The 14,090-nt window shown below is 68.3% G+C and carries 11 protein-coding genes; 1 reads left to right on the plus strand and 10 read right to left on the minus strand.

Going from position 1 to position 14,090, the window contains the following annotated elements; genetic code table 11:
- Positions 1-171: 171 nt before the first annotated feature.
- The 6 genes from RCH12_RS10265 to leuC all read right to left on the minus strand — a co-directional run bounded on the left by RCH12_RS10265 (position 172) and on the right by leuC (position 6,673).
- On the minus strand, positions 172-1,299 hold the full coding sequence (locus RCH12_RS10265; protein WP_327016797.1) for a D-alanine--D-alanine ligase family protein: 1,128 nt from the start codon (positions 1,297-1,299) through the stop codon (positions 172-174).
- A complete protein-coding gene (locus tag RCH12_RS10270) occupies positions 1,202-2,329 on the minus strand; it encodes an NAD(P)H-dependent glycerol-3-phosphate dehydrogenase (RefSeq protein ID WP_088456508.1) in 1,128 nt (375 codons plus the stop codon). The genes RCH12_RS10265 and RCH12_RS10270 overlap by 98 nt, the downstream gene beginning before the upstream one ends.
- Entirely contained in the window at positions 2,319-3,077 is a 759-nt protein-coding gene (locus RCH12_RS10275) for a lysophospholipid acyltransferase family protein (RefSeq protein WP_327016798.1), read from the minus strand. The genes RCH12_RS10270 and RCH12_RS10275 overlap by 11 nt, the downstream gene beginning before the upstream one ends.
- 61 nt (positions 3,078-3,138) lie before the next feature.
- Positions 3,139-4,467 (minus strand): UDP-N-acetylglucosamine 1-carboxyvinyltransferase, encoded by a 1,329-nt coding sequence (gene murA / locus RCH12_RS10280; RefSeq protein WP_103432164.1) that lies wholly within the window; start codon positions 4,465-4,467, stop codon positions 3,139-3,141.
- Positions 4,468-4,550: 83 nt separating this feature from the next.
- Positions 4,551-5,159: a 3-isopropylmalate dehydratase small subunit gene (gene leuD / locus RCH12_RS10285; RefSeq protein ID WP_088456509.1), complete on the minus strand. Its 609-nt coding sequence runs from the start codon at positions 5,157-5,159 to the stop codon at positions 4,551-4,553.
- An 11-nt stretch (positions 5,160-5,170) separates the two neighbouring features.
- Positions 5,171-6,673, minus strand: a complete 1,503-nt coding sequence (gene leuC, locus RCH12_RS10290) for a 3-isopropylmalate dehydratase large subunit (RefSeq protein ID WP_327016799.1) — start codon at positions 6,671-6,673, stop codon at positions 5,171-5,173.
- A 252-nt stretch (positions 6,674-6,925) separates the two neighbouring features.
- Between leuC and RCH12_RS10295 the strand changes: the two genes are divergently transcribed.
- The gene (locus RCH12_RS10295; protein ID WP_327016800.1) at positions 6,926-8,644 is read left to right on the plus strand and encodes an MFS transporter; all 1,719 of its coding nucleotides are present in this window, start codon (positions 6,926-6,928) and stop codon (positions 8,642-8,644) included.
- Here the strand turns inward: RCH12_RS10295 and RCH12_RS10300 are convergent.
- The 4 genes from RCH12_RS10300 to RCH12_RS10315 are packed head-to-tail and all read right to left on the minus strand — an operon-like array spanning position 8,641 to position 14,077.
- Positions 8,641-9,327: an FHA domain-containing protein gene (locus RCH12_RS10300; protein WP_133163861.1), complete on the minus strand. Its 687-nt coding sequence runs from the start codon at positions 9,325-9,327 to the stop codon at positions 8,641-8,643. The two genes, RCH12_RS10295 and RCH12_RS10300, sit on opposite strands and share 4 nt — an antisense overlap.
- Before the next feature lie 9 nt (positions 9,328-9,336).
- A complete protein-coding gene (locus RCH12_RS10305) occupies positions 9,337-11,814 on the minus strand; it encodes a transglutaminase family protein (protein WP_327016801.1) in 2,478 nt (825 codons plus the stop codon).
- The gene (locus RCH12_RS10310; protein WP_327016802.1) at positions 11,811-13,112 is read right to left on the minus strand and encodes a DUF58 domain-containing protein; all 1,302 of its coding nucleotides are present in this window, start codon (positions 13,110-13,112) and stop codon (positions 11,811-11,813) included. The genes RCH12_RS10305 and RCH12_RS10310 overlap by 4 nt, the downstream gene beginning before the upstream one ends.
- Positions 13,109-14,077, minus strand: a complete 969-nt coding sequence (locus tag RCH12_RS10315) for an AAA family ATPase (RefSeq protein ID WP_104166791.1) — start codon at positions 14,075-14,077, stop codon at positions 13,109-13,111. Before RCH12_RS10315 ends, RCH12_RS10310 begins: the two co-directional genes overlap by 4 nt.
- Positions 14,078-14,090 lie beyond the last annotated feature (13 nt).

Below are 14,090 nucleotides of genomic sequence, written 5' to 3' on the forward strand. Positions count from 1 at the left end.
GGGCTCCGCCGCGCGGAGGCCGCATGCGAGTTGCCGGAGATACCCCCATCCAGGGCAGCTGAGGGGAATCCTGCGGCAAGTCGTGGAGGGCGCACCCATCGACTCACGGCAAACGCCCCCGTCAGGGCAGCTGAAGGGGGCGTTTCACGGCACGTGGTGGCGGCGTCTGCGTTACTCGGTGACGACGGCGGAGGTGCGGCGGCGCTTGTGTGCTGCCCGGGCCAGTGCCACCTCGATGAGTTCGTCGATCAGCTGCGGGTAGGTGTACCCGCTGGCCAGCCAGCAGCTGGGGAACATGGAGATGGGGGTGAAGCCCGGCATGGTGTTGATCTCGTTGATCACCCAGCCGTCGGCGGTGAGGAAGAAGTCCACCCTGGCCAGGCCGCCGGCGTCGATGGCCTCGAACGCCCGCACCGCGATGTCCTGCATCTCGGCCAGGTCCGCCGGAGCGAGGTCCGCCGGGCAGAGCAGTTCGATGCCCGCGGCATCGAGGTACTTGGCGGCGAAGTCATAGAAGTCGCGCCCGGTGACGACGACCTCACCGGCAACGGAGGCATGCGCCGGTTCGCCGGGGCGCCCCTGCAGAACGGCGACCTCGAGCTCGCGGCCCACCAGGCCCGCCTCGATGAGCACCTTGTCGTCCTCGGCCAGCGCCACGGCCATCGCCTCGGCCAGCTGGTCGGAGTTGGCGACCCGGCTCACGCCGACGCTGGAACCGGCTCTGGCCGGCTTCACGAAGGCGGGCAGGCCCAGCTCCTCCAGGGCGGCGTAGGCCGACCCCGGCTTGTCGGCCCAGTCGTCCGCGGTGATGGTTCGCCAGGGGGCCACGGCCAGCCCTGAGTGCTGCAGAACGGTCTTGGTGAAGTGCTTGTCCATGCCCAGCGCTGACGCGAGCACACCGGAGCCGACGAACGGCAGGTCGACGAGTTCGAGCATCCCCTGCACGGTGCCGTCTTCGCCGTACGGTCCGTGCAGGATCGGGAAAACCAGGTCGATCGGGCCGAGGCTCCGGCGGCCGGAGTCGTCCACGACGATGAGTTCGCGGCTACGCGCGCTGTCGGGCCAGAGCACCCGGGTCCCGTTGTCGGTGACCTCGGGCAGGGCGGCGGCGGTCAGCGCGAACTTGGTCGGATCGTCGTCTTCGAGAACGAAGGTGCCGTCGCGGGTGATGCCCACCGGGATGACCGTGTAGCGGTCCCGGTCAATTGCGGCCAGTACCCCGCCCGCTGTGGCGCAGCTGATCGAATGTTCGCTTGAACGCCCCCCAAACAGCAGCGCTACCGTGAGCTTGTCCGTCATCAATGGTCCTTTCACCCTGCGGTGCGCCGGAGTCAGTCGTGAGGTGCGGCGCAATATCCCGCGGCTTCAGCGTACCCGCCAGCACCTGGCGCACCTGTTCGACGATGGGCATGTCGACACCCTTGGCACGCGCCAACTCGAGGATCGGGCTCACGGATGCGAGTCCCTCTGTGGTCTGCTGCATCTGCGCGATGACGTCGTTGTAGCTGTAGCCCTGGCCGAGCAGCCGGCCGGCGGTGTTGTTGCGGGACAGCGGGGACTGGCAGGTCGCGATGAGGTCGCCGAGGCCCGCCAGACCCGCGAGGGTCTCCGGCTGGGCGCCGTAGGCCACGGCGAAGTCGGTCATCTCCACGAGCCCGCGGGTGATGATCGACGCCTTGGTGTTCTCGCCGTAGCCGACGCCGTCCACGATGCCGATCGCCACGGCGATGAGGTTCTTGAGCACGCCGCCGAACTCGGTGCCGATGACGTCGGTGTTCACATACGACCTGAAGTACTTCGTGGTGGCCAGCAGGGCCACGGCGTGCGCGGTATCCAGGTTCGACGAGGACACCACGGCGGCGGTGGGCTGTTCCTTGGCGATCTCCAGGGCGAGGTTGGGCCCGGAGATCGCGGCGATGCGGGCCGGGTCGATCGGCAGGACCTGCTCGATGATCTCGCTCATCCGCAGCCCCGAGGAGCGTTCGACGCCCTTCATCAGCGACACGATGATGGCATTGGGCGCCAGGAACGGTTCGGCCTGGATCAGGTTCTCGCGCAGGGACTGGCTGGGCACCGAGACGAAGACCTGATCGGCGCCGGCGAGGGCCAGATCGAGCCTGGACGTGGCGCGGAGGCCCACGGGCAGGTTGATGCCGGGCAGGTAGTCGCTGTTGCGGCGGCCCTCGGTGATCTCCTTCGCCAGCTCGGGGCGGCGGGCCCAGAGCACCACGTCCGCTCCGCCGTCGGTGAGGATCTTCGCGAACGTGGTGCCCCAGCTTCCGGCGCCGAGAACGGCGACGCGGGTGCCTGGCTGGACTTTAGGCTTCAAAACGGCCGGTCTCTTTCTGATCGTGCTCAGAGGGGTTCCAGCGTTTGGCCGGTGCGGTCTCGTTGCGGAGGTCCTCGAGCAGGGCGGTGATGGCGTCCATCACCACGGCGGTCGCCTCGTTCAGCGTCGCCGTGTCGAGGTTGCGGCCGCGGAACTCGGCCAGGTCGAGCGGGTCGCCGATCTTGACCAGGATGGTCTTGCGCGGGAACAGGTGCAGCTTCTTGGAGTACCGCTCCATGAGCTGCTGGGTGCCCCAGTGCGCAGCCGGCACGATGGGGATGCCCTGCTCCAGGGCGATCCGCACGGCGCCGCTCTTGCCGCGCATGGGCCACATGCCCGGGTCACGGGTGAGGGACCCCTCCGGGTACACGACAACCATCTGGCCGCGTTCGACGAGCCGACGGGCGGCCTTGACGGGCTCGCTGCCGCGCACCGAACCGCCGCGCTGCACCGGAATCTGCCCGGACTTCTTCAGCAGCCAGCCGGCAACGGGCAGCTTGAACAGCGACGCCTTGGCCAGGAACCGCGGCAGCCGGCCGAGCTTCCAGCTGACCATGCCCATCACGATCGGGTCGATCTCGCTGTAGTGGTTGGGCGAAAGAACGAACGCGCCTTCCCGGGGGAACTTGTGGCCGTCGGTGATCTTGTAGCGGGCGGCCAGGTTCATCGGCGGCAGCACGAGCACGGCAAGCAGCCAGAAAATCGAGGGTTTGCTCTTCTCGGAGCGCACCCGGCCGGATTTCGTCACCGGTGACGGCGGGGACTCTGGCGCGTTGGAAGCTGGCACGTCTGTATCTGGCACGGTGCCATTATCCTTCGAGATCGAAGTCAGCCCCCAACAGACGCAGCTTGGTGATGAAGTTCTCGTACCCGCGGCTGATGATTCCCACGTTGCTCACGGTGGAGGTTCCCTCGGCCGTGAGGGCCGCGATGAGGTGGCTGAAGCCACCGCGCAGGTCGGGTACCTCGATGTCGGCGCCGACCAGCTTGGTCGGGCCGGCAATGACGGCGGAGTGGTTGAAGTTGCGCTGACCGAAGCGGCACGGGTGCCCGCCGAGGCATTCGCGGTGGATCTGGATGGTGGCGCCCATCTCGACCAGGGCGTCGACGAAGCCGAAACGCTGCTCGTAGACGGTTTCGTGCACGATCGACACGCCGTGGGCGTGGGTGAGCGCGATCACGAGCGGCTGCTGCCAGTCGGTCATGAAGCCGGGGTGAACATCCGTCTCGATGATGACGGGCTTGAGGTCGCCGCCCGGGTGGTAGAAACGGATGCCGTCGTCGTGGATGTCGAACGCGCCGCCGACCTTGCGGAAGACGTTGAGGAAGGTGAGCATCTCGGCCTGCTTGGCGCCGCCGACGAAGATGTCGCCGTCGGTGGCCAGGGCGGCCGCGGCCCAGCTGGCGGCCTCGTTACGGTCGAACAGGGCGCGGTGCTGGTAGCCCTGCAGGCTGTCGACACCCTCGATGCGGATGACCCGGTCGGTGTCGACCGTGATGATGGCGCCCATCTTCTGCAGGATGTTGATGAGGTCCATGATCTCGGGCTCGATCGCGGCGTTCTTGAGCTCGGTGATGCCCTCTGCACGCACGGCGGTCAGCAGCACCTGCTCGGTGGCGCCCACGCTCGGGTACGGCAGCTCCACCTTGGTGCCCTTGAGGCCGTTCGGCGCCGACATGCGGATGCCGCTCTCCTGCTTCTCGACGACGGCACCGAACTTGCGCAGCACTTCAAGGTGGTAGTCGATGGGGCGGTCGCCGATGCGGCAGCCGCCGAGGTCGGGGATGAAAGCTTCGCCGAGGCGGTGCAGCAGCGGGCCGCAGAACAGGATCGGGATACGCGAGGAGCCGGCGTGGGCGTCGATGTCGGCGTAGTGCGCGCTCTCCACGTCCACGGGGTCCAGCTGCAGGCTGCCGGGCTCGTCGCCCTCGGTCACCTTGACGCCGTGGGCCTCGAGCAGGCCGCGCACGATGCGTACGTCGCTGATGTTCGGCACGTCACGCAGGATGCTCGGGGTTTCGCCGAGGAGCGCGGCAACCATGGCCTTGGTGACCAGGTTCTTGGCACCCTTGACCTCGATGCGACCGACCAGGGGGCGGCCGCCGCGGATGGTGATCTTGTCGCCGACCAGGCCCACATTGGCTCCGTGACTCTGCGCGTTTCCGCGCTCTGCATTCTCTTGAACGTTTTCGCGGACCTGATTGTTTTCGCCGACGATGATCACAAATTTACCTGCCTTGCGGGGAGAGTGCGGGGGCGCCAGGGCTCCCGGTGGGATTCGAATTCTGCGATTCGCGCTTCGTCGCGCAGGGTCAGGCCGATGTCGTCCAGGCCTTCCAGCAGTCGCCATCTAGTGTATTCGTCGACCTCGAATGAGACTGTGAGGTCGCCGACACTGGCAGTAGAGGCAACCAGATCCACGGTCAGTTCTATTCCGGGGTTAGCCTCGAGGATTCCCCAGAGGGTCTCGGCGTCGTCCTCACTGATCTGGCCGGCCAGCAGGCCCTGCTTCCCCGAGTTGCCCCGGAAAATGTCGCCGAATCGGGGGCTCAGCACCACATCGAAGCCGAAATCGCGCAGCGCCCAGACGGCGTGTTCACGCGAGGATCCGGTGCCGAAGTCGGCCCCGACTACCAGGACCTTGGGGCTCTGGTAGGCCGGTTGGTTGAGAATGAACTCAGGATCCTGCCGCCAACCGTAGAAGAGGGCGTCTTCGAATCCGGTCTTGGTGACGCGCTTGAGGAACACTGCGGGGATGATCTGGTCGGTGTCGACGTTCGAGCGGCGCATGGGAACGGCGACACCGGTGACGGTGGTGAATTTCTGCATGACGACTGCTCCTAGACGCTGGCGGGAACGAAAACGGCGGGGACGGCATCGTGGCCGAGCGTGCCGTCCTGGACGAGGTCCCAGGGGCTTGAGAGGGTGCCGCGGATGGCGGTGGCCGCGGCCACCAGCGGGGAGACCAGGTGGGTGCGTCCGCCCTTGCCCTGCCGTCCCTCGAAGTTGCGGTTGCTGGTGGAGGCGCAGCGCTCCCCCGGAGCCAGCTGGTCCGGGTTCATGCCCAGGCACATCGAGCAGCCGGCGAAACGCCATTCGGCGCCGAAGGCGAGGAAGATCTGGTCGAGGCCCTCGGCCTCGGCCTCGATCCGCACGCGGGCGGAGCCGGGCACCACGAGCATTCGCACGCCGTCGGCAATGGACTTGCCCTTGATGATCTCGGCGGCAGCGCGCAGGTCTTCGACCCGGCTGTTGGTGCAGGAGCCGAGGAACACGGTGTCGACGCGGATGTCCTTCATCGCGGTGCCGGCGGCCAGGTCCATGTACTCGAGGGCACGTTCGGCGGCGCTGCGCTCGTTGGCATCGTCGATCTCGGCCGGGTCGGGCACGGTGTCGCTGAGCGAGACGCCCTGGCCGGGGTTGGTTCCCCAGGTCACGAACGGTTCGAGGGTGTCGGCGTCGAGGATCACCTCGGCGTCGAAGGTGGCACCCTCGTCGGTGGCCAGGGTGTCCCAGTACTCTACGGCGGCGTCCCAGTCCTCGCCGGCGGGCGCGTGGGCGCGACCCTTGAGGTAGGCGTAGGTGGTGGCGTCCGGCGCGACCATGCCGGCGCGGGCGCCGGCCTCGATCGACATGTTGCAGATGGTCATGCGGCCCTCCATGGAGAGCGCACGGATGGCGCTGCCACGGTATTCGAGCACGTAGCCCTGGCCGCCGCCGGTGCCGATCCTGGCGATCACGGCGAGGATGATGTCCTTGGCGGTGACGCCGGGACGCAGGGTGCCGTCGACGGTGATGGCCATGGTCTTGAACGGCTTGAGCGGCAGCGTCTGGGTGGCCATGACGTGCTCCACCTCGCTGGTGCCGATGCCCAGCGCCATGGCGCCGAAGGCCCCGTGGGTGGACGTGTGCGAGTCGCCGCAGACGACCGTGATACCCGGCTGGGTCAGGCCCAGCTGCGGGCCGACGACGTGCACGATGCCCTGTTCGATATCGCCCAGGGAGTGCAGGCGGATGCCGAACTCGGCGCAGTTGCGGCGCAGCGTTTCGATCTGGGTGCGGCTGGTGAGATCGGCGATGGGCCGGTCGATCGCCAGGGTCGGCGTGTTGTGGTCCTCGGTCGCGATCGTCAGGTCGGGCCGGCGAACCGGGCGACCGGCCAGGCGCAGGCCGTCGAAGGCCTGGGGGCTGGTGACCTCGTGCACGAGGTGCAGGTCGATGTAGATGAGGTCCGGGGTGCCGTTCTCGCCCTTGGCCACCAGGTGCTTGTCCCACACCTTCTCGGCCAGCGTGCGGGGGCGGGTGTCCGGCATGGGTGGATCGGTGATCACTGCGTTAGTCATGTTCGTGCGTCTTCCTCGGGAACGTTGGTCAGCCAACAGCAGACTCCGCGACGAGTGGGCCTGTCAGATACGAGACTCGTCGCGGCACAGAAGAAGAAGTCCACGTTGCAGCACACCTCAGGCTAACACGCGCTCCAAAGTCCGCGAACTGTGAGCTGTGCCCCTAAAAAACGCGCATCCTGGTGGCTTCTCACGGTTCGCGGATGTCGGCGGGCCATGGCCGTGGGGGGACGGTCGACGTATGGTGTGCGCATGACGACCGTGACGGCTCCCAAGACCACTGGCAGGGTGCTCGTCGTGATCCTGCTGGCCCAGTTCATCATCGTCGTGGACTCCACGTTCATGAACGTGTCGCTGTCGACCCTCGTGGAGGATTTCGACACGACGGTCACCGGCATCCAGAACGCCATCACGCTGTACACCCGGGTGATGGCGGCCTTCATGATCGCCGGCGCCAAGGTGGGCGACATCATCGGCCGCAAGCGCGCCTTCGTGATCGGCCTCAGCGTGTACTCGGTCGGCACGACCATCACCGCGCTCTCCCCCACGCTGACCGTGTTCATCCTGGGCTGGTCTTTCCTCGAGGGGTTGGGCGCGGCCATGATGCTCCCGGCCATGATGTCGCTGATCGTGTCGAACTTCGCCGCCGGCCCCGCCCGCGCGAAGGCCTACGCCGGCTTCGCCGCCATCGCGGGGATCGCGGCGGGGATCGGCCCGATCATCGGGGGCCTGTTCACGTCGTATCTGTCCTGGCGGCTGGCTTTCGCCAGCGAACTGCTCGTGGCGCTGTTCATCTTCACCCAGTTGAAGATCATCAAGGATGCGCCCTTCCTGGGCCGCAAGCCCCGCTTCGACTGGCCGGGGTTCCTGCTCAGCTCCGCCGGACTCATCACGGCGGTTCTGGGTATCGTGATGGCCTCGGCCTACGGCCTGTTCATCAGCCGCGTCGATGTCGAGATCTTCGGGCAGGTCGTGCTCACCGCCGGCCAGATCTCACCGACCGTCATCCTCGTGTCGATCGGTCTGGTGTTCCTCCTCGTCTTCGTACTGGTGGAACGAAGCCGGGACCGCCACCACCACGACACGCTCCTCGACCTGAACCTTTTCGGCATCCGTGCCGTCTCGTCGGGGTCGGCCGTGCAGCTGCTGCAGTACCTCGTGCTGACCGGCGCGATCTTCGCACTGTCCCTCTACGTGCAGATGGAACTGAACTATTCGGCGATCCAGAGCGGGCTCACCCTGCTGCCGCTGTCCCTGGCCGTGCTGCTGTCGGCGGCGGTGAGCGGGCGGGTCTTCAGCCGCCGGTTCGCGCCGCGCTCGGTGATCCTCGCCGGCTTTGCCATCATCGTGCTCGGCGCGGCGGCCATGGGGGTGCTGGCCAGGGATGCGACGAGCGGCACCGAGTTCATCCTGGGGCTGGCGCTGGTCGGTTTCGGTGCGGGCACCATCGCCTCGCAGAATCAGAACCTGATCATGTCGTCGGTGACACCGCAGCGCTCCAACGAAACGTCCGGGGTGATCAACACCTCCCAGAACATCGGCGCCTCCCTGGGCACGTCCCTGGCCGGGGCACTCATCCTGTCGGTGTTCGTCCTGACGGCCACAAGCCTGAACGACGAGAGTCCGGTCTTCTCCGCGTCCGAACAGTCCCAGTTGGACAACGCGGTCACCGAGAAGGCTCAGATCATCAGCGACGCGCAGCTCGGCAACGCCGTCGCGGAGCTGCCCGCCGACCAACAGGCCGAGATCATCGAGATCAACGCCGAGGCCCGGCAGACGGCGCTCACCGTGGTCTACGCCGGCCTGGCCCTCGCCGGACTGCTCGGCTTCGCTGCGGCGCTGCGGCTGCCCAAGACGCCGCCGCTGTCGAGCACGGGCTCTGGCAGCACGGGCTCTGGCAGCACCGGCCCTGGTAGAACGGGCCCTGGCGGAACCGGATCGAGCCCGGACAGCACGGCCGAACAGCCCTAGGCGTCGGGCCGCGACACCTGAACGGCGAATTCACCGAGGGAGAGGCTGACGCCGGCCCCCATCGCGGTGCGGACGCCCGGAGTCACGGGGGTGCGCGCGCCGTGGACGTCGCTGACGGTGACGCCGTTGGTGGAGTGCAGGTCGGTGACCCACAGCTCCCCGTCGACGAGCTCGACGAGGGCGTGCGACTTGGACACCGACCGGGCCGGGTCGATCACGCTGACCATCGTCGCGGCCCGGCGGGTGACCGGGGCCGGGTCGCGGCCCAGCACGAGCGAGCCCGTCACCGGGATGGTCTGGCCGTCGGCAAGGGTGAGCTGCCAGACGGATGCGGCCTGCGAGGCAGCCGCGCGCTGCGGAGCGACCGTGGGCAGCGGAGTGCGCGGCGGCGAGCCGGGAAACGTGGGAACGAACGCGGGGATGGACAGCACCGGCGCGACCACCGGCGGGGTGATCGCGGGGGCCCCGGCCGGGGGCGCGGCTCCCACCGTGGGCATCGGCGGGCCGGTCGGCGGCGCCGCTTCGTCGGCGACCATCGGCACGGCACGCCCCGGCGCCGGTGGGATGGCACCGATCAGGTCGGTGTGCGGCACCCGCGCCGTTGATTCCCCGTCGACCTCGGCGTCAGCGTCGGTCGGGCGAAACATCCCCGGCGGGGGAACTATGAAGTCCGGATTTTCCACGGTGCAACTCTACCTGCGGCCCGCGCCGGGGCCACGGCTGCCGCGCAGGTTCACTTGGCTCCAGTCCCGCTTGGCGCGGAGCCTGAACCTGGCGAGAATCCGGCGCAGGCGCCCGGCGGACTCCCCCGCGGTGGCGAGTGAGGCCAGTGCCGCCGTCCAATTGCTCTCCACGACCTCGTCGCTGACCTGCTCGCCGCCGAAGACGGCGCTGTCGACGGATGCTGCTACCGGCACCAGCCGGTGCGGCGCCACGAACTCCGCGGCGTCGACGATCTCCCCGGTGCCGTCGGGGCTGAGCAGCTGGGCGGCCAACTGCGCTTCCAGGCTGACGGCCACCTGGCGACGGCTCGACGCGCGTGGCACCTCGAAACCGAGCTCGGCAAAGCCGTCGGTCAATTCGGACCAGGCGCCGGCGGCGCGTTCATCGCCGGTTCCCTTGGTTCGGCGATTCCGACGGCGGCGAGACTTCAGCGCGGCGATGACGAGGAACGGGACACCCAGCAATATCAGCGGGATGCCGACCGAACCGATCACGATCCAGGCCCAGCCGGGCAGCTCGAAGTCCTTGTCCTTGTCCTCGTCCTTGGTGTCGTCGATTTCGACGGCGGTCAGCAGGTCGTCGGCTTCGTTGTCCATGCGCGGGGGCTGACGCACCTGCGGCTGAGGCTCGGTCTTGGGCTTGGGGGTCTGGTCCTGCGGCACGTCGGTCTGGTCAGGGGTGGGGTAGAACGCGACCCAACCAACGCCTTCGAAGGCCACTTCCACCCAGGCCGTCACATCGGTTCCGGTGATCTCCACGGTGCCGGCGTCCTCGGGCACATCGGGCGCGAAGCCCATCACCACGCGGGCCGGGTAATCCAGGCTGCGGGCCATCAGGGCCATCGCGGCGGCGTACTGTTCCTCATCGCCCACCATCTGGGTGCGGGTGAACAGTTCGTTGATACGGTCGGCGCCGTGGCCGGCCCTGGACGGGATGCCGTCAGAGGCCAGGCCGTGGCTGAGGAACCCCTTGGTCTTGAGCGCCTGTTCGATCGCCCGGAGACTGTCGATGGGAGTGTCGGCAGTGCCGGCGTACTCGATGGCCTTGGCCACGACGACATCGGGGATGTTCTCGACCGCCGGCTGGGCGACGTCGGCGACGGGCACGTCCTGGAGGTCCTCGTCCCGGTAGGTCTGCTGCAGCATGGCGTTCACCGTGTACTCATAACCGGGTTCGACCCCGGTGGTGAGCACGGCGGTGCCGCTGTCGGCGTTGTAGCGCAGGGTCTCGGCTTCCTCCTGGCTGCCCGCGTCGTCGAAGTCCACGGTGGCCGGGTACCCGATCACCGGCAGCCAGACGTCTTCGTACCCTACGACGTCGACGGTGACGGTGCTGTTCGCACTGCTGGTGACCAAGGCCGGTTCGGGGATGGTGCGGCCCACGAGGCGGAAGCTGCCGGAGCCGTTCACCAGGGTGTCCGCGGCGGCGACGTTCCACAGTTTGCCGTCGTAGGCATCCATGCTCGCCAACCGCAGCGTCTCGCCGGGCTGCATTCCGGTCACGGAGAACAGCGGGGTGTCGGCGAGGGTCTTGGTGAACTGCCGGAAGCCGGCCAACGGGCTCGGGAACTCCAGCGGATCGAACGGCGGCTGGATCTCCTCGCGCAGCACGAATCGGTCCTTGGTCTCCGGTGCCAGGACACCGCCGACGAGAGCGCCGATCAGCACGGCTCCGACGACCAGGGTGGCGGTGCCCAGGAGCTTGCGTCGCAGCAGCCGAGCTGCGCCCGCGGCGTCCGCGCGTTCCACCTTGGTACGGCGCCAGCCGATCCAGACGATGGCGACAACGGCGAAGGCCACCCCGCGCAGGCCCGCGTAGAAGGTCTTGTCGGTGCCCATCAGGATGCCGGTCAGGTACAGCAGGACCGGTCCGATCAGGAGAACACCGGTGCGCCAGACCGTGCGCCGGCGGCCGGGCAGCCACCGGCTGGCCAGCATGGTGCCGATCAGGGCGATCAACCACGCCGCGAAGTACGGCAGCACCGGCATGTAATACGGTGCTTCCACGGGCGTGCCGAGGGTGACGATGTCCTTCCAGCCGAAGACCGCGCCCAACGCCAGGCCAGCGGTGGACGAGATGCTGGGGAACACGCCGAGCAAGGCTTCGCCGGGCATGGTGAACGGCGTGCCGAGCAGGAAGTAGGCCAGGATGGCGGCGAGCACGCTGGTGACGACACCCAGCCGTAGTGCGTAGCCGAGAACGGCGATTCCGGTTCCCACGATCAGTCCGCCGAGGCCGGCGACCAGGAAGTTGTAGTCACCGAAGGAGGTCTCCAGGCCCAGCACGCCCAGCAACGACAGCAGGCTCAGCACGGCGACGTCGGTCCAGGCGGCCCGCGGGAACGGCCGCCAGGCCGCGCGCAGTCCCGCCGGCCGGTCGGGACGCGGCCTGGCTGCCGGCGCGGTCCTGGCCCGCGTTGTCGGACGGGGGCGGGTGAAGCGGCTCATCGGTGTACCCGTCGGAGAAGTTTGGGCAGGTCGGCCAGATCGCCGATGGTGACGACCGTGAGGCCGGACACCGTGGACAGCCGGGACTGCGCCCCGGGGTTGATACGGAACGCGAGGGTGGTGGCGTCCTTACCGAACAGGGTCTGCGCGGCCCGGAATTCGGTGAGGTCCATCAGCGAACCGGCGATGATCATGACCACGCTGGGCGGCGGCAGGCGCCGGGTGGCGGCCCGCGCGAATTCCCGCAGGCTCGGGAAGAGGCCGGACACGGCGTCGATCCGGGACGTGTCGTCGAGCAGGGACACCGGGGACGCGGTGCGCAGGGCGAGCTTCTCGGTGACCACGCTGAGGCCGGTGCCGTCGCGGATGATCTGCAACGCCAGCGATGCGGTCACGGACACGGCGAGTTCGAACTCCTCGTCCGAGGCGTAGTACGCGGTCTCGGAGGTGTGCACGATGGTGAGCTGGGTGCGCCGGGTCTCTTCGAACTGACGCACCATCAGCTGCCCGGTGCGGGCGGACGTGCGCCAGTGCACATTGCGCAGCGGGTCGCCGGGCTCGTACGCGCGCAGGGCGTGGAAGGAGATGTCGTCGCTGGTGATCTTCTTGGTGACCTCGCCCTCGAGGTCGCGCATGAGGCCGGCGGCCGAGGAGGCGATCCGGGTGGTCACCGGGTGCACGAACAGCTCAACGGCCTCGGTCCAGCGCACGGTGCGCCGCATCAGGCCCAGCTGGTCACCGCGCACCGAGACGGCGGGGCCGGCGACGATCACGGCGCGGCGCTGGGTGGGCACGGCGAACAGCTCGTCGTGCACGGCGGCCGGTGCGAGTCCGGGGATGACGAACTCCGCCAGCCCGGTGCCGACGGGAAGTTCCATGCGGGCGGGCAGCAGGGCGCGCTCCCCCGAGTTCGTGACGGTCATCTGCCCCAGGGCCCGTTCGCCGGCGACGACGCGGTGCGGGTTCAGCTGCAGCTCGACGGCGTAGGTGGCCCGGCCGATGATGAACGGCACGGCAACGAGCACAGCGGCCATGAGGGTGGTCGCCAGGTAGGTGAATTCCACCCAGCCGAACACGGCGCTCACGATGAACGCGGCGACCGCGCAGAGCAGCACCAACCGGCCGGCTGGGCCGATCACATCGACGACGGGGCGGATGCGCCCCAGCACGACGGTGAGCACCTGGCGGAGCAACCGCCAGGCGTGGGAGGCACCGGCCCCGAGCGCGCGACCGACCGATCTCAGGGCGTGTCTGGCCGGTGAGATCCTGACGGGCCCGCGCTCGGAGGCCCGTCTCATGCTGCGCGGAAGGCGGGCGGGGCCACCTCGACGAGGATCCGGCTGACGATGTCTTCGGCGGTGACGCCGGCGAAGTCGGCTTCGGGGTCGACCATGATGCGGTGCGCGAGCACCGGGATGGCCAGGTCGCGGATGTCGTCGGGGCTGACAAAGGTGCGCCCCTGCGACAGGGCCCAGGTCTTGGCCGCCCTGGCCAGGGCGAGGGCGCCACGCATGCTCACGCCGAGGGTCGAGGACACGTCGGTGCGGGTGGCGGTGACGATCTCGTTGAGGTAGCCGAGTACGGCGGCGTCCACGAACACCTCTGACGCCAGCTGGGCCATGGTGGTGACCGAGCTGGACGCGATGATCGGCGTGATCCCGGCGTCCCTGGACCGGTTGGAGGAGTCCAGCAGCAGGGTGACGGCGGTGTCGTGATCCGGGTAACCGAGCGAGGTCTTGAACAGGAAGCGGTCGAGCTGGGCCTCGGGCAGCGTGTACGTTCCGGCCTGCTCGACGGGGTTCTGGGTGGCGATGACCATGAACGGGCTGCCGACCTCATGGCTGATGCCGTCGACGGTGACCCGGCCCTCTTCCATCACCTCGAGCAGAGCGGACTGGGTCTTGGGGCTGGCCCGGTTGATCTCGTCGGCGAGCACGATCGACGCGAAGATCGGTCCTTTGTGGAACTCGAAGAGGCCCTTGCCCTGGTCGTAGATGGTGACACCGGTGACGTCGGACGGCAGCAGGTCTGGGGTGAACTGGATGCGCGAGTTGGTGCCGTCGAGGGTCTTGGCCAGGGCCTTGGCCAACACGGTCTTACCCGTGCCGGGGAAGTCCTCCAGCAGCACGTGGCCGTTGGTGAGCATCGCGGCGACAACGAGCCGGATCACGTGGTCCTTGCCGAGAATTGCCTGTTCGACGTTGCCGACGAGCTTGCCGAATGCCTCGGCGAACCAGTCTGCCTGTTCTTGTGTCACTGCCATGTGTGCTCCTTGA

The organism is Cryobacterium sp. MP_3.1 (assembly GCF_035984795.1).
In the GTDB taxonomy this organism is placed as follows: domain Bacteria; phylum Actinomycetota; class Actinomycetes; order Actinomycetales; family Microbacteriaceae; genus Cryobacterium; species Cryobacterium zongtaii.

What these genes read in the sequence shown, in the direction of transcription:
- RCH12_RS10305 (WP_327016801.1), bottom strand. Translation starts at nt 11,814, where the DNA reads ATGAGCCGCTTCACCCGCCCCCGTCCGACAACGCGGGCCAGGACCGCG.
- leuC (WP_327016799.1), bottom strand. Translation starts at nt 6,673, where the DNA reads ATGACTAACGCAGTGATCACCGATCCACCCATGCCGGACACCCGCCCC.
- leuD (WP_088456509.1), bottom strand. Translation starts at nt 5,159, where the DNA reads ATGCAGAAATTCACCACCGTCACCGGTGTCGCCGTTCCCATGCGCCGC.
- RCH12_RS10295 (WP_327016800.1), top strand. Translation starts at nt 6,926, where the DNA reads ATGACGACCGTGACGGCTCCCAAGACCACTGGCAGGGTGCTCGTCGTG.
- RCH12_RS10310 (WP_327016802.1), bottom strand. Translation starts at nt 13,112, where the DNA reads ATGAGACGGGCCTCCGAGCGCGGGCCCGTCAGGATCTCACCGGCCAGA.
- RCH12_RS10265 (WP_327016797.1), bottom strand. Translation starts at nt 1,299, where the DNA reads ATGACGGACAAGCTCACGGTAGCGCTGCTGTTTGGGGGGCGTTCAAGC.
- RCH12_RS10315 (WP_104166791.1), bottom strand. Translation starts at nt 14,077, where the DNA reads ATGGCAGTGACACAAGAACAGGCAGACTGGTTCGCCGAGGCATTCGGC.